Source organism: Leptospira noumeaensis, from assembly GCF_004770765.1.
Lineage (GTDB): Bacteria > Spirochaetota > Leptospiria > Leptospirales > Leptospiraceae > Leptospira_A > Leptospira_A noumeaensis.
The window spans coordinates 885,436-907,493 of the sequence record NZ_RQFK01000026.1 but is presented as its reverse complement, the minus strand read 5'-3'; the positions used below and the strand labels follow the sequence as shown (position 1 = coordinate 907,493).

27 protein-coding genes are annotated in these 22,058 nt (G+C 36.0%); 12 read left to right on the top strand and 15 right to left on the bottom strand.

Translation table 11 applies throughout. The annotated features are described in order from the left end of the window. Positions 1–172: 172 nt before the first annotated feature. From EHQ24_RS12505 to EHQ24_RS12485, 6 genes are all read right to left on the bottom strand, one after another. Positions 173–628, bottom strand: a complete 456-nt coding sequence (locus tag EHQ24_RS12505) for a hypothetical protein (RefSeq protein ID WP_135601927.1) — start codon at positions 626–628, stop codon at positions 173–175. Between the two features lie 162 nt (positions 629–790). After that, a complete protein-coding gene (locus tag EHQ24_RS12500) occupies positions 791–1,465 on the bottom strand; it encodes a PIN domain-containing protein (RefSeq protein WP_244310456.1) in 675 nt (224 codons plus the stop codon). Further along, the gene (locus EHQ24_RS12495; protein ID WP_135601925.1) at positions 1,462–1,809 is read right to left on the bottom strand and encodes a hypothetical protein; all 348 of its coding nucleotides are present in this window, start codon (positions 1,807–1,809) and stop codon (positions 1,462–1,464) included. The genes EHQ24_RS12500 and EHQ24_RS12495 overlap by 4 nt, the downstream gene beginning before the upstream one ends. A gap of 526 nt (positions 1,810–2,335) precedes the next feature. Then, a complete protein-coding gene (locus tag EHQ24_RS19240; RefSeq protein ID WP_167483077.1) occupies positions 2,336–2,608 on the bottom strand; it encodes a hypothetical protein in 273 nt (90 codons plus the stop codon). Between the two features lie 180 nt (positions 2,609–2,788). Further along, positions 2,789–3,286: a hypothetical protein gene (locus tag EHQ24_RS12490; protein WP_135601924.1), complete on the bottom strand. Its 498-nt coding sequence runs from the start codon at positions 3,284–3,286 to the stop codon at positions 2,789–2,791. Between the two features lie 253 nt (positions 3,287–3,539). Continuing rightward, positions 3,540–4,085 (bottom strand): SH3 domain-containing protein, encoded by a 546-nt coding sequence (locus tag EHQ24_RS12485; protein ID WP_135601923.1) that lies wholly within the window; start codon positions 4,083–4,085, stop codon positions 3,540–3,542. Between the two features lie 367 nt (positions 4,086–4,452). On the opposite strand from EHQ24_RS12485, the gene EHQ24_RS12480 reads away from it, so the two are divergent. The 3 genes from EHQ24_RS12480 to EHQ24_RS12470 are packed head-to-tail and all read left to right on the top strand — an operon-like array spanning position 4,453 to position 5,729. Next, positions 4,453–4,797 (top strand): ArsR/SmtB family transcription factor, encoded by a 345-nt coding sequence (locus tag EHQ24_RS12480; protein ID WP_135601922.1) that lies wholly within the window; start codon positions 4,453–4,455, stop codon positions 4,795–4,797. Further along, entirely contained in the window at positions 4,784–5,257 is a 474-nt protein-coding gene (locus tag EHQ24_RS12475) for an SRPBCC family protein (protein WP_135601921.1), read from the top strand. The genes EHQ24_RS12480 and EHQ24_RS12475 overlap by 14 nt, the downstream gene beginning before the upstream one ends. 55 nt (positions 5,258–5,312) lie before the next feature. Further along, complete coding sequence (locus EHQ24_RS12470; protein ID WP_135601920.1) at positions 5,313–5,729, top strand: GFA family protein; 417 nt, start codon at positions 5,313–5,315, stop codon at positions 5,727–5,729. Between the two features lie 463 nt (positions 5,730–6,192). Here EHQ24_RS12470 and EHQ24_RS12465 read toward each other — a convergent pair whose 3' ends face one another. The 3 genes from EHQ24_RS12465 to EHQ24_RS12455 form a co-directional block, all read right to left on the bottom strand. Next, a complete protein-coding gene (locus tag EHQ24_RS12465) occupies positions 6,193–6,642 on the bottom strand; it encodes a GNAT family N-acetyltransferase (protein WP_135601919.1) in 450 nt (149 codons plus the stop codon). Positions 6,643–6,840: 198 nt separating this feature from the next. After that, positions 6,841–7,230, bottom strand: a complete 390-nt coding sequence (locus EHQ24_RS12460; RefSeq protein WP_135602464.1) for a DUF1801 domain-containing protein — start codon at positions 7,228–7,230, stop codon at positions 6,841–6,843. A 141-nt stretch (positions 7,231–7,371) separates the two neighbouring features. Beyond that, complete coding sequence (locus EHQ24_RS12455) at positions 7,372–7,977, bottom strand: YceI family protein (protein WP_135601918.1); 606 nt, start codon at positions 7,975–7,977, stop codon at positions 7,372–7,374. Between the two features lie 77 nt (positions 7,978–8,054). On the opposite strand from EHQ24_RS12455, the gene EHQ24_RS12450 reads away from it, so the two are divergent. From EHQ24_RS12450 to vapC, 9 genes are all read left to right on the top strand, one after another. Next, positions 8,055–10,283 (top strand): ABC transporter transmembrane domain-containing protein, encoded by a 2,229-nt coding sequence (locus tag EHQ24_RS12450; RefSeq protein ID WP_135601917.1) that lies wholly within the window; start codon positions 8,055–8,057, stop codon positions 10,281–10,283. 21 nt (positions 10,284–10,304) lie between these two features. Next, positions 10,305–11,642 carry an HlyD family secretion protein gene (locus EHQ24_RS12445; protein ID WP_208725767.1) on the top strand — a complete coding sequence of 446 codons (1,338 nt, stop codon included), beginning with the start codon at positions 10,305–10,307 and terminating at the stop codon, positions 11,640–11,642. Continuing rightward, the gene (locus EHQ24_RS12440) at positions 11,639–13,135 is read left to right on the top strand and encodes a TolC family protein (RefSeq protein WP_135601915.1); all 1,497 of its coding nucleotides are present in this window, start codon (positions 11,639–11,641) and stop codon (positions 13,133–13,135) included. Before EHQ24_RS12445 ends, EHQ24_RS12440 begins: the two co-directional genes overlap by 4 nt. Before the next feature lie 77 nt (positions 13,136–13,212). Continuing rightward, a complete protein-coding gene (locus EHQ24_RS12435) occupies positions 13,213–14,922 on the top strand; it encodes a cation:proton antiporter (protein WP_135601914.1) in 1,710 nt (569 codons plus the stop codon). Positions 14,923–15,029: 107 nt separating this feature from the next. After that, positions 15,030–15,284, top strand: coding sequence for a YaaC family protein (locus EHQ24_RS19485; RefSeq protein WP_425270084.1), 255 nt, complete (start codon positions 15,030–15,032; stop codon positions 15,282–15,284). Beyond that, positions 15,272–16,087, top strand: coding sequence for a YaaC family protein (locus EHQ24_RS12430; protein WP_341867247.1), 816 nt, complete (start codon positions 15,272–15,274; stop codon positions 16,085–16,087). Before EHQ24_RS19485 ends, EHQ24_RS12430 begins: the two co-directional genes overlap by 13 nt. Next, positions 16,084–17,112 (top strand): hypothetical protein, encoded by a 1,029-nt coding sequence (locus EHQ24_RS12425; RefSeq protein ID WP_135601912.1) that lies wholly within the window; start codon positions 16,084–16,086, stop codon positions 17,110–17,112. The genes EHQ24_RS12430 and EHQ24_RS12425 overlap by 4 nt, the downstream gene beginning before the upstream one ends. Before the next feature lie 131 nt (positions 17,113–17,243). Next, the gene (gene vapB, locus EHQ24_RS12420; RefSeq protein WP_135601911.1) at positions 17,244–17,477 is read left to right on the top strand and encodes a type II toxin-antitoxin system antitoxin VapB; all 234 of its coding nucleotides are present in this window, start codon (positions 17,244–17,246) and stop codon (positions 17,475–17,477) included. Beyond that, positions 17,477–17,872, top strand: coding sequence for a type II toxin-antitoxin system tRNA(fMet)-specific endonuclease VapC (vapC, locus tag EHQ24_RS12415; RefSeq protein WP_135601910.1), 396 nt, complete (start codon positions 17,477–17,479; stop codon positions 17,870–17,872). Before vapB ends, vapC begins: the two co-directional genes overlap by 1 nt. A 32-nt stretch (positions 17,873–17,904) precedes the next feature. Here the strand turns inward: vapC and EHQ24_RS12410 are convergent, their stop codons facing one another. The 6 genes from EHQ24_RS12410 to EHQ24_RS12385 all read right to left on the bottom strand — a co-directional run bounded on the left by EHQ24_RS12410 (position 17,905) and on the right by EHQ24_RS12385 (position 22,038). Further along, entirely contained in the window at positions 17,905–18,846 is a 942-nt protein-coding gene (locus tag EHQ24_RS12410; protein ID WP_167483076.1) for an alpha/beta hydrolase, read from the bottom strand. A 73-nt stretch (positions 18,847–18,919) separates the two neighbouring features. Next, a complete protein-coding gene (kdsB, locus tag EHQ24_RS12405) occupies positions 18,920–19,660 on the bottom strand; it encodes a 3-deoxy-manno-octulosonate cytidylyltransferase (RefSeq protein WP_135601908.1) in 741 nt (246 codons plus the stop codon). 4 nt (positions 19,661–19,664) lie between these two features. Next, positions 19,665–20,192 carry a flagellar basal body-associated FliL family protein gene (locus EHQ24_RS12400; RefSeq protein ID WP_135576151.1) on the bottom strand — a complete coding sequence of 176 codons (528 nt, stop codon included), beginning with the start codon at positions 20,190–20,192 and terminating at the stop codon, positions 19,665–19,667. 1 nt (position 20,193) lies between these two features. Continuing rightward, the gene (motB, locus tag EHQ24_RS12395; protein ID WP_135601907.1) at positions 20,194–21,024 is read right to left on the bottom strand and encodes a flagellar motor protein MotB; all 831 of its coding nucleotides are present in this window, start codon (positions 21,022–21,024) and stop codon (positions 20,194–20,196) included. Between the two features lie 9 nt (positions 21,025–21,033). Further along, entirely contained in the window at positions 21,034–21,816 is a 783-nt protein-coding gene (locus tag EHQ24_RS12390; RefSeq protein ID WP_135601906.1) for a motility protein A, read from the bottom strand. Between the two features lie 3 nt (positions 21,817–21,819). Beyond that, entirely contained in the window at positions 21,820–22,038 is a 219-nt protein-coding gene (locus tag EHQ24_RS12385; RefSeq protein ID WP_135601905.1) for a flagellar FlbD family protein, read from the bottom strand. Positions 22,039–22,058 lie beyond the last annotated feature (20 nt).

Here is a 22,058-nt window from a genome sequence, read left to right as displayed (position 1 = left end):
GTTTATGCAAGCGAGCGAGGCAGCAAATGCCGAAGCACAGTGCCAAGCTGCTATGATTTGTAGAAAATATTTATTAGATTAATTGGCTACAAAGCATTTCTGATTAGGAAAATAAAAAATTCTTAAATAGAAACTTTTCTTTAGAAAAGAATTTGTTAGCAAATACTACTACCTATGGGCATGGATTGTAATATTTTTCTCTTTCAAACCTGAAACCTTCAATAGTTTTTATATATGGTTTCGCTAATCCACCTTGAACTCCATTACAAATAAAAACTGTTTGATATTCTTTTACTTCAAAACTTATATTCATTAGGCTTGAGCGTCTCCCTAATGTTTGAATATAAATATCGATGTTATGTTTACCCGGTTTGATAACAAACATTTCATTAAATCCCATTGTTAAGTTTTCACTATCTAGCCTTACTCCATAAACATAAGTGTCAAGGACGAGAAGAGAATGCATTTTTGTTGGCATTAATGGATCGCCAGGCTTAGCATAAGTCGTCACACCAGGTTTGGAAATATGGGCAAGATCTTTCGTGTAAATAAAATAATGCCCGCTACATCCAGAAATTGAGGCAATAAGAAAAACTATAGAAACTAAATAGGCTAGTGCAGATTTCATGCCATCTTATCCTATATTTTTTGAGATATGTCAAGATTTTTATTTAGATTAATTTCACCTAACAAAATGGATTTCTCGACGTTTTCTCCCCTGAGTCCAAACGGGACACGTTAGGAACTAGTCAAGGCTACAGTGATTAACGCCAATTTAACGACATTCTTGTTATAAATAAATTTCCAAATCAATGTCATTAAAATCAAATTTCTTCTCACTGGACGAATAATCTGCATAAAGTTCAAATTTTCCCTCACTTTTTGAATTGTCTTTTAAAAATGTTAAAATTCCTTTAATTCGAATTGTTAAATCACCATTAATTGAATATGTCCAGTTCCGATAAGCTTCAATTATTCTAGCTGATTTAATTGAAGAAATTTTTACGATATCGCTTTTCTGTAGTTCATCAACAGAAATTGTAATAAGCTTACCAAAGAGCTTTTCTGAATTAATTAGATTATTTAATTTATTAACAAGAATCTTCTCAGTTTCTAGATTTTCAGATTTTAATAATTCAATATCATTTAATAGTTTTGAAAATTCACATTCAAAAAATTGTTTCAGTGATGTGTATACTATCACTGAATTTTCTGGTAAATTTAATTTTGCCAGATCTTTTTTTAAATCTTCGTGAATACGATAAGCACCATTGTGATTTTTTTCTTTTGAACAGAAATCATTGATATTTGCAGAAATAAAAACAATTGGATTCTCATCGTCAGAGTACATTTTGACCATTTGAAGAATATTTTCCCAGATCAATGCATCTCGAAATCCTTTTTCATTCTCTCGAAAAGGTCTTTTTTTTAACAAAGCTTTGTTAAAAATATTTTCAAAATTTATATTTTGATAAAGATAAAAGCGAGTGTTTCTGGTTTTTTTGGTCTTTCTTTGGAATAGGTAAATTTTTTATTTAGAAAATATCTATATTTATTTGTTAGATCTTCTATTATATTTTGAGGAATAGAATTTAAGTATTCTTTTAGAATAAATTGCAAATTTCTTTTATTTAATTCGTTAAATTTTTTGATTTCTTCTGAAAATTTATTAATAGTTTCCTCAATTGCTACATTGCTTATTAACAATTTATATCCGCACATTTCATGATTTTCTAAAAATAGCTCTGCAATTTTGCTATTTAAATAATAATCGCTAATTAGTATTGATGAATCAAAAGTTATATACATAAAATCATAAACCTTCGTATAACGAACTAGGCTAACCAATGTAAACTGTTCCGGAGTCCCGAAGCGCATCGGTTAGTCTCTGCCATACGCTGGAATTCTAGTCTGTAAAATTTGATATTCCATTCTGTGTTGTCAGGTTTCATTCGCTTTTCCGCAAAATCTTCAAAGTCAAGATAAAGATGTGTTGTAGGAAAATAATTCGAATTTTTATTTTTTTTGTTATCCAAGTTAAGTGAACTGTTGCAAATTCACTTGCGTTACCTTGTTTTTTAACTCTAAAAAGAACATCATCATTTGGATAGTATCTAGCAAAAGTTGAAATTTCAGCATCAACTAAAATATGGTAATTAGTTCTGTCTGCAGACAAGAAACTAAAAGGAGATTTAAGAGGAGTAATTTCTTTTATTAGCTGATCCTCAAAATTAATTTTCTGAGAAATGTCTATAGTCGCCCAAGGTTCAAGTAAAGTGTCTTTATTATAACTTAAAGTTTCAAAATCAATACCAGCTATCTCAATTCGCTTAGTTTAGTGTGGAAAATCAGGACTGTCGTCAAATGTGTAGCCTCCCTCAGGAAAAAGAAAAAAACCATTCTCAAGTTGTACGTTAAAGCGCAATGAATTCCATTTGTTGTAGTTTGGTTTATTCGTCGTGCAAAACTCCCAAACATATTTTTGAATGTTTTTGAAGTAGTTGTCGTTGGGAATAAATTGTCCGAATACACATCTCATACTCTCGTCTCCGATTTGTAAGTCGGTAGTCCCGATGATTGTTTTATGTGAGTAGATTGTTGCGTTCATTTTCTAATATCTTTCTGTTATTTGACTGTCTGTTGAGTCTTTCGCATAACAAACTTTTTCGACCTTGAGTCCCAAAAGCACAGAGGTTAGTCGCTATTATGCGGAGTTGTGCTTTTTATCAATATTGGATCTTGATTTTTCAATATATTTTATAGCTAACAAAATAGTATATCAAGTGGTTTAGATATCTTCTTGATCTATTTCTTCATTGTTTCCAGTAAGATGAGCCATTATTAAATCTTCCAAAGTTGTTAGTGTTGCATCCCACTTTTCAATTGCGGCGTGGAAGTCATGTGAAGCAAAATTGAGAAAATCTGTTACATCTTTGAGATAATTTGAATCAGCTTCTTCGTCAATTAAATCGATTAGATGTAGAATTTCAAAGCGAAGCATTAATTTTTCAACTTCAGGGTTTGGGTAATGCTTAGTAAAAATGTCAAGTGTAGAGTATTTCGTTCTCAATTTCTGAATAATTTCAGCTATTAGCTCCTTAAACTCGAGAAGATACAGTTCTTCTTCTATTTCTAATTTTTCACCTATACTTTCCAGTTTAGAAAGAAGTTCTTCTTCATTTGCACGAGCGAGAGCATAGAACAATGTATGAAAAATTCTGGAATCTTCATCAAAAAATTCGATATTATCATCGTATAGATCTGTATTTTGTTCTTCATTTTCCATTATATTTGTCCCTTTTCTGTTAATATTTTTTTAAGAATTTAATTAGCACAATTGCGTATAACGAACTAGGCTTCCCGAAGTTCCCTGTAGCTGAGCCTCTGCAGGAGGCGTTAGCGTCGGCGCGTCTTCTTGCGAAGCAAGAAGCGTGACGGAAGGGAATTTGCCGTAGGCCGAGTGAGACCAGGCCGTAAGTGCCGAAACGTAGCGGGAAGACGCTGTTATGCGTAGGTCTTGTGTGAATGGAATATTTTTATTAGCAAGAAAAACTATAAACATAAATTAATTCCCAACGACCATTACTAAATTTGAAATGCCAGGAGTAATAGTGTGATCCGCCCTGGTCTATTTCTACTTCAATTATATTGTTCTTATATTTAAAAATGCTTGGAAAATAATTTGTCTTACCAGATCCATCGGAGCCTATTATATTTAATTTAGATAAGTCGAGGGTGTTTCTATCCAGTGTTGTACAGTTTTCATTTTCAGAATCATCTATTGGAGGATTGCATGATTTAAGTTTAAAATTTTTGCTGAATCTTTCAATGTCTGATCTTCTATTTTTATAGGTATTTAGATAAAAAGAACTGAAGAATTTATGAAATTTTTCTTCATCATTATTGTAATCAATAAAGGCATCAAACACATATCCGCGATTTCCATTTTCTAACTCTATTTCAATCCATCGTCCGAAATATTTATCTACGAATAGATAGTCTGTAGCTACAGAGATTAAGTTTACATTTTGCGTATTCTTTAGAAAAATTATTGTTTTTGCCTTTTCTGATGGATTTGAACGCATGCGAACATTGTTTCCACTAATAGTAATATTGTTTGAATCAGAATAAATTCTATTAGTTAAAATTAGAAGAATAACTAGAATAAAATTTTGAATTTTTTTAATAATTAGCATGGTGAAATTCTCTATTTATAAGAATTCTCTCTTTTTATTGTGAAGTGTCTTTAGATTATTTATTTTTCTTGTGAAAAATATTCAAGACTTTCGCATAACAAGCAAATATTCGCGTTTCGTTTAACCACATTCCCCTCCTCCAAAATTCCGAGAACCCACTTTCCGTAGAAAAAAAATTCGAAACCAACCACAAATCTCTTTCTTTTAAGCACATTTTATTCTTGACATGCAGGTAAATACCTGCATAATATCGAATATGCCCAAAGAAGTGGAGGGAGCTGATCATGTTTTTAAGGCAATGGCAGACCCAAATCGCAGAAAGGTTTTGGATCTTTTATATGCCAACAATGGCCAAACACTTTCGTCACTCTGCGAACAACTTGACATGCAAAGGCAATCGGCAACCCAACACATAGAAATTCTTATCAAAGCAAACCTGGTAACAGTTGTTTGGAGAGGTCGAGAAAAACTTCACTTTATCAACCCTGTGCCAATTTACGAAGTTTATGCGCGTTGGGTTAGAAAATTTGAACAAAACCGCTTAGGTTTTTTACACGACTTAAAAACAGAACTCGAAGGAGAGAACCATGGAACCACATAACTTTGTTTATGTTACTTATATACTCAGCACACCTGAGAAGGTATGGAATGCAATCATTGATCCAGAAATTACAAGTAAATACTGGTCTGATCCATTATCAAAAAACCCGGCTCATATCAATGTATCCGAATGGAAGGTTGGCTCTGAATGGAAACATGTAAAGATGGATGATGAAAAAACAATCGATATCATCGGTAAAGTTTTGGAAATCACACCTCCACAGAAATTAGTTTTATCTTGGTCAAGACCAACAGAATTCAATGATGAATCAAAACACTCCCGAGTTACATTTGATATAGAAGCATATGCCGATGGACTTGTTCGTTTGGTTGTCACACATGAGGATCTTGACCCACAGATGTTAAAAGGTATTTCTAGTGGTTGGCCAAGTGTTCTTTCGAATCTCAAAACATTTTTGGAATCGGGCCGACCGTTAGCAGGTTATATTTCAATTTCTTAATAAATTAATTTAAAGATGATTCTTGGCAAATTCGAATCAAAGCGTGGAGGATGATATGAATCAAATTTATAACGGTGGATGTGCTTGCGGAAACATTCGATATAAAATCACAGAAGAACCTATTTTTATGAACGATTGCCAATGCCGCGACTGTCAGCGTATGAGCGGAACAGGACATGGATCCTATCTCACATTTCCATCTCGGAAATCTGTGAGTCTGGAAGGAAAAACAGCTAACTTTGATATGGTGGGTGATAGCGGAAATACCAAAACCAGTAGCTTTTGTCCAAAATGTGGTTCACCTGTCTACATGACCTTCGCCGCCATGCCCGAACTATTTACCATCCATGCTGCAAGTCTCAATGATCCAAATCTCTACAAACCACAGGCCGTAACATATACGATAAAGGGATTAAGCTGGGACCATCTGAATCCAGCAGTATCAAAATTTGAAAAGATGCCTCCGATGTAAAAATTTCAAAATCGTTTAATTTTCTGTGCGCCTCGAATCCGTTAGTCGATTGAAATTAGATTATATAACGACCGCGCTATCCGCTCCAATCTTTCCGATTTGTTTGTAGATCGAAATAATAATTAATATGGAAAGGATTTCCGCTACTATCGCTGGCGTGGGAACTTGTTTTTTTACGTAGAAAAATTACTTTGAAGTGATTCATTAAGGTAAATTCTTTCCCTTAATCGAAAAGTTTATTCTCAAAAGAACTAAACAATAGTTGTCAAATTAAAATAAACTTTGTGCAAATACACGCAACACAATTAAATTCCGATAAGCGGCAATTATATGCTATTCGTTTATTATATTAAACTTTTTTAAAAATTGACTTTAATTCGTTATTTGTATAGAAGCGATAGTTTTTCTATTTAGATTCTATCGTTCGAATTCACCGAAACCCAAATCTTATCTATTTCCCAACTTAATTCAACGGATACGTAAAATGAATTACCTCCTCTGGTAATCCTCCCGTTGCTCTATAAAAATCCAAAGCATAATCATCCACCAAATCTGCTTGGACAAACACTTCTTCGGCTCCCATTTTTTTACAATAAACATTAATCTCTTCGATTAGTGATTTGCCAATTCCTTGGCGTTGGTATTTGGTAAGGACAGCTAGGTCAAAAATGTAAACTAAAGGTTTTTCAGAATAATATTGACGAAGTGTATATGCAGTCAAACCACCAATCACTTGATTCTGAGAGATAGAAACAAAAACAAAAAAATCATCCCGCGATAAAAGAGATTGAAGGTAGTTTTGATTTGGCATTTGAAAGTTTTTCATTTCAAAGACATCTTCAAAAACTCGAACGAGTTCAATAAATTGGTTTAAGTCAGCAGTGGATAGTTTTTTAATTTCTACATTTTCCATATTACTTCTTTCATTTGAATATTTATATTCGAATAGCGTATAGCCACTGCCTAGAAATATATTCGCATATTTCATCCGAATACTTATATACGAATAGCTCGTATTCGCAATATAGTATTAGACTTTTATATCTCAGTTTTCATTCAGATTCTCATATGCGTAATGCGTATAAACGCCATACAATAAAATTTATGATTGTTACTTCAATCGTTCCAACACACCTTTTCGTTTTACAATATTTTTATAGTCCCATTGGATTTTTTTAGCCTGGCTAAGCCAACGTTTCAGATCTTTTTTCTTAATTTGACTCACCTCCGTATATCGGGCTTCTGCTGCTTTAAAACTTCCTTCTGGTTCTAGTCCCTCTTCTTCAAAACTTTGGCCACTCCAAAACAGAAGACGAATACAAGTTTTTAATTTACTATAACCAACAATAGGATTCCCATCCAAAAACCAAACGGGATGTGCATGCCAAATTTTCTTTTCTGCTTTCGGTAAGTATAAATTGATTTCCTGATACAGAAGATCACAAATTTCCTTATCTGTTGGTGATTGGGATTGATTATATGTTTCGATCTCTTGACTCAATTCGGGCAACTCACCTTTTCCAAAGAAACGATTCGTGAATCATTCTGCAGTAGCGATTTATGAATCAAACGTAATCATGGGAACAAAATATGTAACTACCAAATCGTTCGGAAATTTCCAAAAACGATTTGGCATCAATTTTTATTTACAAACTTTCTTTATGGTTGATACAACCTTTACGTCAACAGTAGGCCAGAGTTTACTCAATCCATCAGACCCTTTGTGTAAATCATTGCATTCAGCATTTAATTTACTAAGTCCCGATTGTAATCCTAGTGCCACAACATCAACCGTACCAGTCACTTCGAGAACATGATCTTTCCAAACAAAATTGACAGGCACTGACGTTTTTGAATTTCCGAATCGTAAGTTTAGTTTTGCAGTTCCGGTTTCCCCTGTGCTAATGTCAGAAAAGGATCCAGAGATTTTTCCATTTCCTTTCACAGATCCAAAAAAGAATTTTTTAATTTTTCCATCCCGATCAGGAACTCCCGAATTAACAGTAGAAGAATCAATTTGGAATTGAATCGATTTTACTGCACCAAACTTTGATTTGTCTTTTTGTTTGCCAGTTACCTTAATGGAATCAAACTTGCCTTTAACACCTGTTTTCTCTGTAAATTTGAACGCTGTCCACTCTAATGAGGTTTGGGATGGATCATATTCGTATGTGCAGTTTTCTTGTGCAATCAGTCCGGTGGAAAAATTGAGTGCGATTAGTACCAAAATGGAATAAAAAATTTTCATAGGAACCTCTGGTTGAAAATAGAAAATCTAGAACAAAGTTTTGTCAAGTGTAGTCTAAGGATCGAATCGCAATTCACATGTTAAAATTTTTACGTTTGTTGGTATTTCATTTAAAACACCAACTCTTCAAGGCAAAAGAAGAAAGTTTTGATCCAAGACTTTTTTCCCATGAAGATTTGGCAAAATCCGTTTTAGACTTTTTATCTGAGTCTTTGCACATCCATTCTGTCCCAAGCCAAATTATAGAAGGATTTCGCTCTCTTAGAAGTAAATATAGAATCCTTTCCAATCAGAATTTTTATGATTTTCTTTTTGCGGCATCACACCAATACCAAATCCGCCTTAATATCGTCCAAAAAACCTTACAAGACATAAAATCTTTCATCTCGCAAGACTCACCGTTTGTTTTTCAAATTCCGAGTGAGGATCATAACTTATCTGAATTTTACGCAATCATCAGTTACCAAACTTCTTCCTATTTAGTAAAACCTCTACATGGATTTGACAATGAAGGTGAATGGTATTCTGAAAAAGAATTAATGAAATTCATCGGAATCAAATCAAACAAAGATTCTGTGGATTGGATCATTGCCGAACCAACCTTTCCATTCTCAACAAACAAAGAAACCACAGGTTCTTACTCCGCTGTCAAAAATGCATTAAAACAAATTTCCCATTTGATCCGAATGGAATCTAAAGATGTTTGGATTGTATTTATTTACGGAATTGGAATTGGAATTTTATCTTTAGTTGTACCTGTTGCAACTTCCTCACTTGTTAATATTGTTGCCTTTGGAGTTTTAATCCAACCAGTCATCATATTAACATTGTTAGTTGTATTTTTTCTAGGTTTTGCGGGCGCCATGCAAACCATTCAAATCTACGTTGTGGAAATCTTACAAAGACGTGTGTTTGTAAGAATCGCTACAGAGTTCGCTGTCAAATTTCCAAAAATAAGGCAAGATGTTTTGGACAAACACCACAACCCAGAACTTGTGAATCGTTTTTTTGATACAATGACCATTCAAAAATCCATTCATTCCTTATTAGTTGATGGTTTATCTGTCGTTTTAACTACCGTCATTGGTTTTGTTCTGATTTCTTTTTATCACCCTATCTTTATCGTATTTTCTTTTCTCATTTTGTTCATTGGCGGGTATTGGGTTACGTATCGATTAGGAAAACCAGCCGCAGAAAACTATATCAAAATCTCGAAAGAAAAATACAAAGTAGCTGCATGGTTGGAAGAAATATCCCGACATTCCGCCCTCTTTCATTCTACATTTGGTTCCAACTTTGCCTTAGACAAAGCTGATTCCTTTATCCGGGATTATTTGTACGCTAGAAAAAAATACTTTTTTAACTATATCCGCCAAATCATCGGTCTTGTTGGGATCCAAGCCCTCGCCAGCGCCATTGTACTCGGATTAGGTGGATATCTAGTAATCCACAGACAACTTACGATTGGACAACTTGTTGCTGCAGAACTTGTCATTGCAAAAGTTCTGAGCGATATTTCTAAATTTGGAAAACAATTGGATAGTTTTTATAGTTTGATTGCTGCTGTTGACAAAATCAATTCCGTATTTCACTTACCAACAATTCCAGTCAAAACGGTAGAATTTGAAATTCCGGAAGGGCCAATCCAAGTGCAACTTTCTGGAATCCATTATTCTCTCACGAATGGTCACAAAATTTTCAACCGATTTGATTTAAAATTACCAGCTGGCAAATCCATTGGAATCACTTCCAACACTCCTTATGACGCACATATATTATTGGATCTGATCTGTGGAATGCGAACACCAACATCGGGAATTGTGGAATACAACCACCAAAACATTCACGAAGTTTCTAAAGAACAGATTCATTCCTTTACTTTTCTCATTCGTGGAAATGAAATTTTTGAAGGAAGTATTCTGGAAAACATTCGCGTGGGTAGGGAAGAAATTTCTCTGATAGAAATCAGACAACTTTTAGAAGAATTAGGAATTTGGGAAACCATCCAATCCCTTCCCAATGGAATCCACACTCCACTTTTAACATTTGGTCATCCCTTTGATACGATCCAAACCACCGTGATTTCTATCGCTCGGGCAATTCTTGGAAAACCAAAACTTTTGTTAATTGATGGAAACTTAGATCTTTTGCCTCCGCATCTACTGACTGCATGTCTCAAAGTTTTGTTGCAGAAAAATAGGAACTGGACTCTACTTGTCGTTTCTAAATCTCCAAATCTCCTTTCACAAATGGATCAGATTTTACGATTGGAAAACGATTCCCATTCCTTAAAGGTAAACTCTTAAGTTTGGTTTATAAAAACTGATATGTCACAAAAATGGAAACTTCATAAAAATTTACCTTCCTATCGATTGGTACAAACAGCATTGCCTGCACAAAGCCTTGCTTATCTACTTACGATCATTTTCTTTCTGAGTGTTCTTATCTTATTATATGTACCTTGGCAACAAACTACGATGGGATTTGGAAGGGTGGTTGCTTATGCTCCCCTCGACCGCCAACAGGTCATCGAATCTCCCATCAGTGGACGTGTTGTAAAATGGCATGTACATGAAGGAACACGTGTCAAAAAGGGAGATCCAATCATTGATATTTCTGACAACGATCCGAATTTTATCAATCGGATCCGAGAAGAAAAAAATGCACTTTTACAAAGATTAGAAGCCGCAAGAGCCAGAGAGGATAACATTCGTTCGCGGATCATTAGTTTACGTTCTTCCCGAGGTAGTGCTGTTGATGCGGCAGACTCTAGACGGATGATGGCAAAAGATCGAGTACGTGCCAGCGAACAAGCAGTTGATGCGGCAAAAGCTGCTTTAAAAACCGCTAATCTCAATTTAGATCGTCAAAAACAATTATGGGAAAAAGGACTCACTTCTAAACGTACATTAGAACTTGCAGAACTAGATCATACAAATGCAGAAACAGGACTTGACCGAGCCAAAGCCACATACGATGCAGCCATCAAAGAAGAAAGAGCACTATACAGCGATACAGGAAAAGTAGCCCAAGATGCAGAAGCATCTATCAATGACGCAAGAGCTTCCTTAGCATCGGCACAATCAGAAGTGGCTCGTGTATTAGAAGACCTTCCCAAATTAGAAGCCCGGTTATCAAGGCAAGAAACCCAAGAAATATTTGCACCAAGAGACGGAACCATCATGCGAATTTTGGTGAACCCGGACACCCAACAAGTAAAAGAAGGGGACGGGGTTGCCATCCTTGTTCCCGATGCAGAAGACAAAGCAGTCGAACTTTTTATCTCTGGCAACGATATACCGCTCGTTGGTGAAGGACGAAAGGTTCGATTACAATTCCAAGGATACCCTGTTTTACAAATCAGCGGTTGGCCAGAAACTGCTGTGGGAACTTTTGGTGGAACTGTTAAACTTGTTGATATTACTGACAATGGTTCTGGAAATTTCCGAGTGCTTGTCATTCCCGATAGAGATGATAGAAAATGGCCTTCTAGCCGTTATCTCAGGCAAGGTGTAAGAGCCAAAGGTTGGATTTTTCTCAACCGTGTGAGTGTTGGTTACGAACTCTGGAGAAGATTTAACGACTTTCCACCAAATTTACCAATGGATGACCCTGAAATGAAATCACTGTTAGATGAAAATGGGAGTGGGGATAAGGTCAAATGATTCGTAGACTAAATCGAGCCCTACTCGCGTTTCTTTGTCCTTTCGGAATGTTTTTTGCCTTTGTCATTGAGGCAGACCCAACACGTGATCCATTTGAATCTTTACATGGCCCGAACATTTACTCTCAGGATTATATCAACCAACAACCTGGGGTTCTCACGTTAGGTGAACTTTTAAAATCCGTAGAAAAATCTTATCCTTTAGTCCTTGCCGCAGAAAAACTTTTAACGGAAGCAGAGTACAACTATCTCGCAGCCGAAGGTGCTTTTGATTTACAATTTAAATCCATGGGAACTACAAAACCAATGGGTTATTATACAAACAACGCTGCAGATGCCGTATTTGAAAAACCAACACCTCTTGGGGGAACTTCCTTTTTCGCTGGTTATCGGATTGGGCGCGGAACCTTTCCTGTTTATGATGGAAAGAGAGAAACAAACGATCATGGAGAAGTTCGGGCGGGTGCTATCTTTCCCCTGATGCGCAATCGAGAGATTGATAAAAACAGAGCCGATATCAAAAAGGCAGACCTTGATAGAAGATTAGCAGAACTTTCCATTCAAAAATTAAAAATCGAAGTCACTAAAGAAGCAACAAGACGTTATTGGAAGTGGGTTGCGAGTGGCCAAGAATATTTAGTCAACAAAGACTTGTTAGCAATGGCGAAAAACAGACAAGATCAAATTACGCAACGTATTAAGTTAGGTGATATTCCAAAAATGGAAGGAACGGAAAATGACCGCGCCATTTTACAAAGAGAATCTCAATTTGTTTCTGCAGAACGAGAGATGCAAAAAGCTGCTATCGATTTATCTTTATTTCTACGTGCCCCGGATGGAAATTTAATCCTTCCCACAACGAACAGATTACCCATTGGATTTCCCAAACCCATTGATTATAAAAAAATGGAATTGGAAAAAAGTATCAAACTTGCTTGGAAGTTTAGACCAGAACTACAAGACTTCGAATTCAAACGAGACAAAGTCCGCGTTGACCAAGACATGGGATACAATTCATTAAAACCCCAAGTGGATTTAGTGGTAGCAGGTTCCCAAGACTTTGGGCCAGGTTCTGTCACAAAGGCAAAACCGGAACTCGAAGCCTCTCTCATCCTGAACATTCCCATCCAAACCAAAAGGCCGAGGGGACTTATCGGTGCCGCAGAAGCAAAGATTGCCCAGCTCGATCAAGAATTACAATTCTCAAAAGACAAAATCAAAACCGAAGTCCAAGATTCCATTTCCGAGGTGATTGCTTCGGCAAAACGTGTAGCTGTTACTCAGAATGAAGTCGAATTAGCCAGAAAGTTAGAAGAGATGGAAAGAGAACGTTTTGCACTGGGTGACTCTACACTTTTGTTCGTGAATATTAGAGAACAGACAAGTGCGGAAGCTGCCGTTCGAGAAATTAAGGCATTGTACGATCACCATGTAGCCATTGCCCATTTCCAAGCTGCCACGGCTTCGATTCTACAAATTTCCCCCTTTCCTTAAGCTGATTTATAGTTCGGAAAAAAAAACGACTTTCACTACTCAATGAATTTCTAAACTTCTTCCTAAAGAAGGTTTCTATGCACGGGGAAGAGTCGCTATTACAAGACATCGGTCTTAGTATTATTTTCGCTACAGTCTTAAGTCACATTGCCAGAGTCCTCAAACAACCGTTAATTTTAGGTTATATTATCGGTGGGGCTATGCTTGGCAAAGAAATGGGTTTCGAACTTGTCACCAATGAAGCCAGTATCGAACTCATTTCGGAAATTGGACTCATCCTACTACTTTTCATCATCGGATTAGAAATCAATTTGGCTGAACTCGCAAAAATGGGTAAGGCTATGTTCACTCTGGGAATCCTTCAGTTTACACTTTCCGTTGCCTTCGTATATTCCGTGTTTCCTTTTTTCGGGCTGCCCATTGGTTCTGAAAAATTTGATCTCCTCTATATTGCTGTCGCACTCTCCCTTAGTTCTACACTAATCGTTGTTAAGTTACTACAGGACAAAGTTGAAATCAACACCCTCTCAGGAAAACTAACCGTAGGGGTTTTGGTTTTCCAAGACATCTGGGCCATTTTGTTTATGGGGGTACAACCTAACTTAAACAATCCTGAAATCTTAAAAATCCTCACTTCTGTTGGAATCATCGTTTTACTGATCGCTTTTAGTTTTAGTGTCAGTCGTTATGTTTTGGCAAAGTTGTACAAAGCATGCGCGAGTAGCCCAGAACTCATTCTTTTAACATCAATTATGTGGTGTTTCTTTGTTTGTGGGATCGCAGGTAAAGTGGGACTATCAAAAGAAATGGGTGCTCTTGTTGCCGGTATGAGTATTGCCGCTTTCCCTTATGGTGCTGATGTCATATCCAAACTGATTGGTATCCGAGACTTTTTTGTGACTCTATTCTTTGTGGCTCTAGGACTAAAAGTACCTCTTCCTAGTTTGGAAGTCATCGGCCTATCTGCAGCCATCATCACTCTTATGTTATTTGTAAGGATGATTACTATTGCTCCCGTCATCATCAAACTCAACAAAGGGGTTCGGAATGGTTTTTTAACTGCACTCAACCTAGCACAAATTTCAGAGTTCTCTCTCGTGATCTTAGCGTTAGGTGCTGGGTTCGAACACATCACCCCAAAACTACAAGCGGTGATTTTAACTTCGACCATCATTGCATCAGTTCTCTCCACATACATCATTATGTATAACCATAATATCGCTGCGACCTTTGAAAGATTACTCGCTCGTGTAGGAATTTCTGATCAAACGGAAGATTCTGGAAAGGATGATAAATCAGGTCACGGTGGGCATGGCGGCCATGGTGATGGAATGGTACGAGATATTATTGTCCTTGGTTATTTCCGCATTGCCCGTGCCTTTGTGGAATACTTAGAAGACTTATCTCCGTCCCTCATCAAACGGATCATCATTGCTGACTACAATCCTGCTTTTAAGGACGAACTCACAAACAAAGGATTCCAATGGGCTTATGCTGATCTTGCCCATCCCGATTCTTTATCCCATATTGGCCTCCACGATGCTTCGATGGTGATTTGTACTATTTCTGATTCCTTTTTAAAAGGAACCAATAACAACCGTTTGCTTTCTACTCTTAGCAAACTCGCACCGAACGCTAAAATCATTCTCACTAGTGATGAACCTGGCGAAGCTAAAAAGTTAGTTGCTGATGGAGCTCAAAAAGTCATCATCCCCGGTGTGATTACCGGAGAGTTTTTGTATGAATATATCTCTCGAGGGATGAGAAATAACGAAAGAGAAGTGTAGTATTTTTTTCCGTTACAAATGGATTAGAATTAAATGGTCTCTGTTAAAAAAACAGAGGCTCGATTCTATGCTGTTAGCCGATATTCCTAAATTAAACAAATATAAGTATGGAAATTTTTACCGAAAATCCACGAGAAAAAATCTGGCAGATGCTAGACAGATTTCAATATTCAAGCAATATCATTTCTCATTTTGAAAAAAACAATCTAATATACGATATTTCTCTTGCAGATTCAATATCAGGCTCAATAGCACAATCTAGAGAATACTTCAGCGCAGCAGCAAATTCTTCCCTACAGATTTCGCCACTCTTATTATATTACGGAACCACTAATCTCTATTATGCGACATATATATATTAGTTAACGGCAAACTACCTAGCATTAATTCACATGGAATGAAGTTACTCAAACCAGAAAGATTAAATTACATAGGAGATATCATTGTCAAAATTCTAAATAGTGAGACTGGAGCAATAAATATTTATACAAAGTTATTTGAATGCCAGAATATGGCAGGGGATTGGAGTTTAATCGATTTCCTTAAATCCATTCCAGAATTGTATGAAATTTTTTTAGAATGTTACAAAGAAAAACAAAGCAATTTAATTCCCATTACAATTACAAAGAAAAGAGATGATATATTTGAAACATTTCCGATAGAGGCTTTAGCAAGAGTTCAATATTCAGATCAATTTCCAAAAAATATTATCAATTTTCAAAAATCATATCTTAGCCCGCAACAATCGATGGACAAAAAAAGAATCATTCTTCGCCCAAAACTAAATTCTATTGATATTGGCGTTTACTCATACACTGGTCAAAAATACCTTCAAGTAGCATATTCGAAAAATAATTCACTTCATCAAATGCCGCTTCCTATCTTATTCCTCTCGTCCTTGTATGCTCTTGGATTCCTTACAAGATATAATCCAGAAATTTGGTCAAATTTTAATCGAACTGACTCAACAGGAGAGAAGCTTGTATTCGAAAATTTCACTGATCTTTGCCAACGTTTAATACCAAATTATGCACTAAATAAGATTCATTCAACAAATCATCAATTTACGAATAGTAGACAAGGAATTAGGGATTTTCAACATTCCTTAAGAGAGTTAGATGTTAAAGAATTAATAAAAGAATACCTTGAGGAAAATCGAGAATGAGCATTCAAGAAAGCGTATTTAAACTAACTACAGAAATTATAAAACACGAAAAGAGGCAGGAGATCTATGAGCTAATAACAAAAATGCGTATTTCAAAAACTGCAGAAAATCAAGTAGACATTGATCACTCACAGCTATGGTATTTTGCTCATCAGGAAAACATTCAATTTCTTGGTCTTTTGATTCTAAATGAAAATGCTGGCAGCGTTTCATTAAATGAAACTGGAATAGTAATGAATAAATTATCTAATCATGATTTAAAAATTATTGAGTCATGGTATAGAACAACTATTTATATATTAGAGTATTTTACTGAATTATTAAGCCCATATGGAAATATTATAAAAAATATATCAAATCCATACTATCATTATGCAAAACCTAGCTTAATTACTAATTCTGAGATAATTTCATTAAGCGACCAAACGATTAAAAATATTAGGGTTGAGTTAGAAAGCCACCCCACTTGTTTATTGTTAAAAGATTTATCTCAAAAATTTAAAAAAGAAATTGAACAGATTTCTTCATCATTACCTCAAGCAGTCCTGAAAATTGAAAATGATATTCATAGAGCCTCTATTACCTCTACAAATCGAGAAATATTTGATCTTCAAATTACTCAAAATCTTATGGATTTAGCATTCTCAGATAAAACTGTCGCAAAATTAATCTTTGCAATTATAAACTTGCGCTCAACTATGAGGATAATTTCACAATTAATATTTCAAGCTACTTATCAAAATAATTTACCTCAGATAGGAAACAATAATATTACTAAGATTCATAATCACCACTCTACAAATATCGGAAAAGTCTTAACTTGTTCAATTCAACCAACAGGTGAAGAGATTTCAACAAAGCCTGGAGACATAATCTATTATAATATCGATGAGGAAACTCACAAATATAAAGGAATAGCAAAGATTTGCAATTTCACTTTCAAGATGTCGCAAGAAGAAGGAACAATAATGAAATTTGGATTACGATTGATTGATGATCATTTAAATTATTTCGAAAATCTTTAAATATTAGCTACACTATTTAATAATATCATCTCGCTGCGATAGATAGGCACTTGTCTTACTTATGCATATGGAAGTTTATTCTATATCAAATTATAACTTGACCTTCTTTGTATATACACTAGTATATACATATGACTCATGCATCAAAAGTTTTTATTAGTGGTAATAGTCAGGCTGTGCGGATTCCAAAAGAATTTCAAGTATCGGAAAAAGAATTATATATTCAAAAAGTCGGGAATACTCTTTTCTTATTTCCTAAATCTGACCCTTGGAAAGCTTTTGAGGAGAGCCTCCATGAATTTTCGGAAGACTTTTTTTCAGATGGCAGATCTCAACCAGAAAGTCAAATTCGAGATACATTTTAATGTATTTAATTGATACAAATATTTGTATCTACTTTATTAAAAATAATCCGAAATCCGTAGTTCAAAAAGTTCAATCCATTCAACCATATCAAATAAAAATTTCATCTATTACTGTTGCTGAATTAGAATATGGCGCAGTTAAAAGTCAATTTCCTGAAAGAAATAGAATGACACTAATTAAATTCTTATCTGCCTTTGATATCATTCCATTTACTGATTCAGATGCTGAAGTATACGGTTACATAAGATCTGCTTTAGAAAAAAATGGCAAAATTATCGGGCCTTATGACATACAGATTGCAGCACAAGCTATTTCTAGAAATTTAATCCTAGTTTCAAACAATACAAAAGAATTTACAAGAGTTCCAAATTTAAAACTAGAAAATTGGATTTAATTGGTTAAACTTTCAAAAACGCATAACAATAGCTATATGTTTTTCATTTTATTTATATAAGTCAGAAATTCCATAATATATTTCTTCCAATCTTGTTGATTAGAAGCGTAAAGGTAATCATGAGATACCTTTGAAATAATTGCTAAAGATTTATACGATTTTGTATTATATACAATTCTTTGAATATCTTCAAGAAATACCCTGTTATCTTTTTCACCTATTAAATATAAAACTGGAATATTTAAATCTTTTGCATATTTGTATGGATTGAATGCAAAAAGATTTGTAAATAGAGTAACACTCCCAAATAAAACCAAAAATTCAGCAAAAGGAAAGGAGGGAATTTTTAGAATTCTGAATCTATTTCTGGTTGTATTAAGAAAAGAATCAAACGGAGCCTGAAGAATTATGGCTTTAGGATCAATTTTGTATTTATAAATTGCCCGAAGAATCGCAACACTACCTAATGAATGACCAAATAGAATTATTTTTTTGTTCTTATATTTGTGTTTAAAAAAATTAAAAATTTGAAATACGTCTTCTGATTCATAAGTTCCCATTCCTGTATAAGATTCCGAAGATTGACCACTTCCACGAAAATCTACTAATACTGTAGAATATCCATTCGAAATAAAGAATTCTGATTCATCGAATAATTGCGTTTTTGAAACTGCATATCCATGAAATAAGATAACAATAGTAGTTGACTCAGTATTTTTAGATAGCCAGTAATTAAGTTTTATATTTCTAAATTCTAAGAACTGCGAAATATAATTGTTATTAATACAAATGTGACCTATGGGTTTTGGTATTCTTATTCTTATTCCTATTAAAAATACTTTTAATAAATCAAGTATTGAATAATCCTCAGGTTTTTTAGTATTTCCTATTTTGTCTGTAAAATGAGAAAATCGATAAACATGGTTTAAGAAAAAAGTAATCAATAGAATTATTAGAATTAATGTTAATGTCATTATCATAAACTATTTACTAAATATCACATAACAGTAACTAGTTATCCCAAATAATCCTCTGCCAATATTGACTCTAAATCAAACCCTTCTCTTTAAAATCGCGAATCACCACTTCTAAATCGGCAGGGGAATCCACACCCAAGTTGGCCTTATCCGAAAGATAAACCCCGATCGTTGATCCATTCTGCAAAGCACGAAGTTGTTCCAATGACTCTACCGTTTCCCAATCGGAAGCCGGCAAATGGTTGTATTTCATTAAGAATTCTCTTTCATAGGCATAAATTCCTAAATGCCGATGGTAAGTTGCCTCTCCCTTAAAGGAAGCGGGGATAGGTGAACGAGAAAAGTAATTAGCACGTCCAGTTCTGTCAAAGACCACCTTTACTTTGTTAGGGTCTTTCGGGTCTTCAGATGCGGTAAAGGGAACCGCCGCCGTAGTCATTTCCCAATTTCTATTTTTGGTTTTTAAATCCAAAACCCCATCCATGAGGTTGGGTTCCATCCCTGGTTCGTCGCCTTGGATGTTGAGAATGATTCCGTAGTTAGGAAATTTTTCTGCGACTTCGATGATACGATCAGTTCCTGTGGAATGGTCAGGACTTGTGAGAACAGACTCACCTCCAAATCCTAAAACAACATCATGGATTCGTTTGTCATCTGTGGCGACCACCAAACGGTGGATAGATTTAGAAAGGGATGCGTGGTGGTAAGTCCACTGGATCATTGGTTTTGTGCCAATGAGGGCCAGTGGTTTTCCGGGAAGTCTCGTGCTCGCGTAACGAGCAGGGATCACACCGAGGATTTGGTCGGACATAGTCCTAGTTTACCAAGAACTCGGTAAAGTAAACCTCTTTGATTTTTCCATTCGTCAAAATATGATTTAAGTGGGCTTTGAGTTCCTCACGTAAATCCAATTGGTTCGTAATGGATTTTAGATCATCTTTTGTCTTACGAGCTATCACCAAGTTAATGATATTTTGCATTTGAGCCACACGTGCTGCCAGTTCCGCAGAAAGAGCAGGTTGTCCAGATTCAAACCCAAGAGACATTTTTAACTTAACAAAATGTGATTCACCAACATCAGAAGTATTCACTCTAAATTCTTCTTGAAATGTGTAAACTTCCAAAGGAGGGGGAGCTTTCACCAGAGAGATATTCTTTTGTTGTTTAAACACACTTGTTGCTGTTTTTTGAGCAACAAACATTGATATAACGGTTACAATGATAATCCCGAAAATGGCAGCAGCAATGTACAATAACCATTTGACAATGGGAGACATCCCTGCAGAGGCGGAACTACCTTCGGCTAACCCACCTTCTTCTTCATCTACTTCACGGTCACCCATGTTAAAATTCTCCTTCTACATTTGTTTCAGTGTTCGGCAAACGAGTGTCAGGTAGTCCATATTTACTTTCCCCTGGCCCTCGTTTGGTAGACTTCTCAGTTAGGATAATGATATCTACCCTTCGGTTGAAAGCTTTTGCTTCCGGTGTACCTTCATTTTCCAATACAAGAGGTCTGTAGGATCCAAAACTAACCGCTTGGAACCAACTTGGTTCAATTTCTTCTGAATTGATCATAAAAACGGTAGCGTTCACAGCCCTTGCTCCCGCCAAATCCCAGTTATTGATATATTCACGTTCTTCACGACCAGGACGATTCACAGGATTGACTGCATCGTCATCACTATGTCCTTCCACTCGCACAAATCGTTCGAGTCCTTTGATAAGGCCCGCGGCTTTTCTTAAGGTTTCACGGATAGCAGGTGTTAGGATAGCTGAACCTGGATAAAAATAATCAGCACCCACAAGAGAAATCACAAGTCCTCTTTCATTTTCAGAAATTCGAACTTTTCCTGCTTCTACTTCAGGTTTAAAAACTTCATGTGCATCTTTTTTTGCTTTGGAAAGGTTACGTCCTACTACTTGAGATGGAAGGGATTCAATTTGCATACCCATCTCTTCCAACGATCCTTTCGAAAGTGTTTGTCCACCGGTGAAAAATCCTGTTGTAGATTTGAATGCAGATAAAATGATCTGCATCTCCTTTGCATCTGTTTTCCCTGTTGTATACAAAAGGATAAAGAAACAAAGGAGAAGTGTCACCATGTCTCCGTAAGTTGCCATGAACTCGGGAACTTTTTGGATGCACTCAGGACATTTTTCTTTTTTAGCCATAACTAAAAATTAATCTCCGTCGTCTTTGAGCGCAGATCGTTCTGCAGGAGTTAAGAAACTCGCCAGTTTCTCTTTTACAATTCGTGGGTTGTCCCCGGATTGAATGGATAAAGTTCCTTCCACCATAACTTGTTTGATCACAAGTTCATCTTCAGAGCGGCGTGTTAGTTTTCTAACAATCGGTGCTGCAAATAAGTTCTGTGCCAGTGATCCGTATAATGTGGTAATTAGAGCCGTCGCCATACCTTGTCCAATGGCACTCGCATCCCCACCACCTAAGTTCTTTAACATCCCCACAAGACCCACAAGGGTTCCAAGCATCCCGAACCCCGGCGCAAAACCTGCGTAAGCATCCCACCAAGCGCGACCATAAGCATGCCTTGACGCTGTATTCCCAATTTCGGTTTCCATAATATTTCGAACCAGTTCGGGATCGGTTCCATCCACTACGAGTTGGATTCCCTTCTTTAAAAATTCTTCAGGAAGTTCATTGATATCATCTTCCAAGGCAAGTAAACCTTCACGACGTGCTTTTTCAGAAAAACTAACGAGTGTCGTAATGAGTCCAGGTAAATCGGAGGGAGGGTTTTGGAAGGCTTTTTTGGTAACAGCTCCCACCCCAATGGTAGAGGTCCAAGGAAAGGAAATGATCGTGGCGGCAGCGGCCCCACCAAATGTAATCATCATCGAGGGTATATCGATAAGGTCTGTCAATGCAAGACCACCCGAAACCACCCCAAGTAACATCAAGGCCACTCCAAGGGCCAAACCAATGACTGTAGCTATATCCATTTCTTATGTTTCCTCAGGCCCTCTTTCACCAACTCGGGGAAGGTTATGGATTCTCGTTTGGTAAGCGATTACCTTTTCCACAACTTCCGCTACAGGCTCTTGTACAATGAATTTCTTTTCATTCACAAGAGTGATGATCGTATCTGGATTTGCGTCAATGGTCTCAATCAAATCTGCATTGAGAACAAATTCCGCACCTTTAAGTCGATGTAAAATGACCAAGAGATCCCCCTTTCAGAGAT

Coding starts and splice junctions, on each gene's coding strand:
- EHQ24_RS12475 (WP_135601921.1), top strand. CDS start 4,784: ATGGAACCACATAACTTTGTTTATGTTACTTATATACTCAGCACACCT.
- EHQ24_RS12490 (WP_135601924.1), bottom strand. CDS start 3,286: ATGGAAAATGAAGAACAAAATACAGATCTATACGATGATAATATCGAA.
- vapB (WP_135601911.1), top strand. CDS start 17,244: ATGACTCATGCATCAAAAGTTTTTATTAGTGGTAATAGTCAGGCTGTG.
- EHQ24_RS12470 (WP_135601920.1), top strand. CDS start 5,313: ATGAATCAAATTTATAACGGTGGATGTGCTTGCGGAAACATTCGATAT.
- EHQ24_RS12435 (WP_135601914.1), top strand. CDS start 13,213: ATGCACGGGGAAGAGTCGCTATTACAAGACATCGGTCTTAGTATTATT.
- EHQ24_RS12390 (WP_135601906.1), bottom strand. CDS start 21,816: ATGGATATAGCTACAGTCATTGGTTTGGCCCTTGGAGTGGCCTTGATG.
- EHQ24_RS12445 (WP_208725767.1), top strand. CDS start 10,305: ATGTCACAAAAATGGAAACTTCATAAAAATTTACCTTCCTATCGATTG.
- EHQ24_RS12505 (WP_135601927.1), bottom strand. CDS start 628: ATGAAATCTGCACTAGCCTATTTAGTTTCTATAGTTTTTCTTATTGCC.
- EHQ24_RS12440 (WP_135601915.1), top strand. CDS start 11,639: ATGATTCGTAGACTAAATCGAGCCCTACTCGCGTTTCTTTGTCCTTTC.
- EHQ24_RS19240 (WP_167483077.1), bottom strand. CDS start 2,608: ATGAACGCAACAATCTACTCACATAAAACAATCATCGGGACTACCGAC.
- EHQ24_RS12410 (WP_167483076.1), bottom strand. CDS start 18,846: ATGACATTAACATTAATTCTAATAATTCTATTGATTACTTTTTTCTTA.
- kdsB (WP_135601908.1), bottom strand. CDS start 19,660: ATGTCCGACCAAATCCTCGGTGTGATCCCTGCTCGTTACGCGAGCACG.
- EHQ24_RS12450 (WP_135601917.1), top strand. CDS start 8,055: ATGTTAAAATTTTTACGTTTGTTGGTATTTCATTTAAAACACCAACTC.
- EHQ24_RS12485 (WP_135601923.1), bottom strand. CDS start 4,085: ATGCGTTCAAATCCATCAGAAAAGGCAAAAACAATAATTTTTCTAAAG.
- EHQ24_RS12400 (WP_135576151.1), bottom strand. CDS start 20,192: ATGGGTGACCGTGAAGTAGATGAAGAAGAAGGTGGGTTAGCCGAAGGT.
- EHQ24_RS12425 (WP_135601912.1), top strand. CDS start 16,084: ATGAGCATTCAAGAAAGCGTATTTAAACTAACTACAGAAATTATAAAA.
- EHQ24_RS12480 (WP_135601922.1), top strand. CDS start 4,453: ATGCCCAAAGAAGTGGAGGGAGCTGATCATGTTTTTAAGGCAATGGCA.
- vapC (WP_135601910.1), top strand. CDS start 17,477: ATGTATTTAATTGATACAAATATTTGTATCTACTTTATTAAAAATAAT.
- EHQ24_RS12495 (WP_135601925.1), bottom strand. CDS start 1,809: ATGTATATAACTTTTGATTCATCAATACTAATTAGCGATTATTATTTA.
- motB (WP_135601907.1), bottom strand. CDS start 21,024: ATGGCTAAAAAAGAAAAATGTCCTGAGTGCATCCAAAAAGTTCCCGAG.
- EHQ24_RS12465 (WP_135601919.1), bottom strand. CDS start 6,642: ATGGAAAATGTAGAAATTAAAAAACTATCCACTGCTGACTTAAACCAA.
- EHQ24_RS12455 (WP_135601918.1), bottom strand. CDS start 7,977: ATGAAAATTTTTTATTCCATTTTGGTACTAATCGCACTCAATTTTTCC.
- EHQ24_RS19485 (WP_425270084.1), top strand. CDS start 15,030: ATGGAAATTTTTACCGAAAATCCACGAGAAAAAATCTGGCAGATGCTA.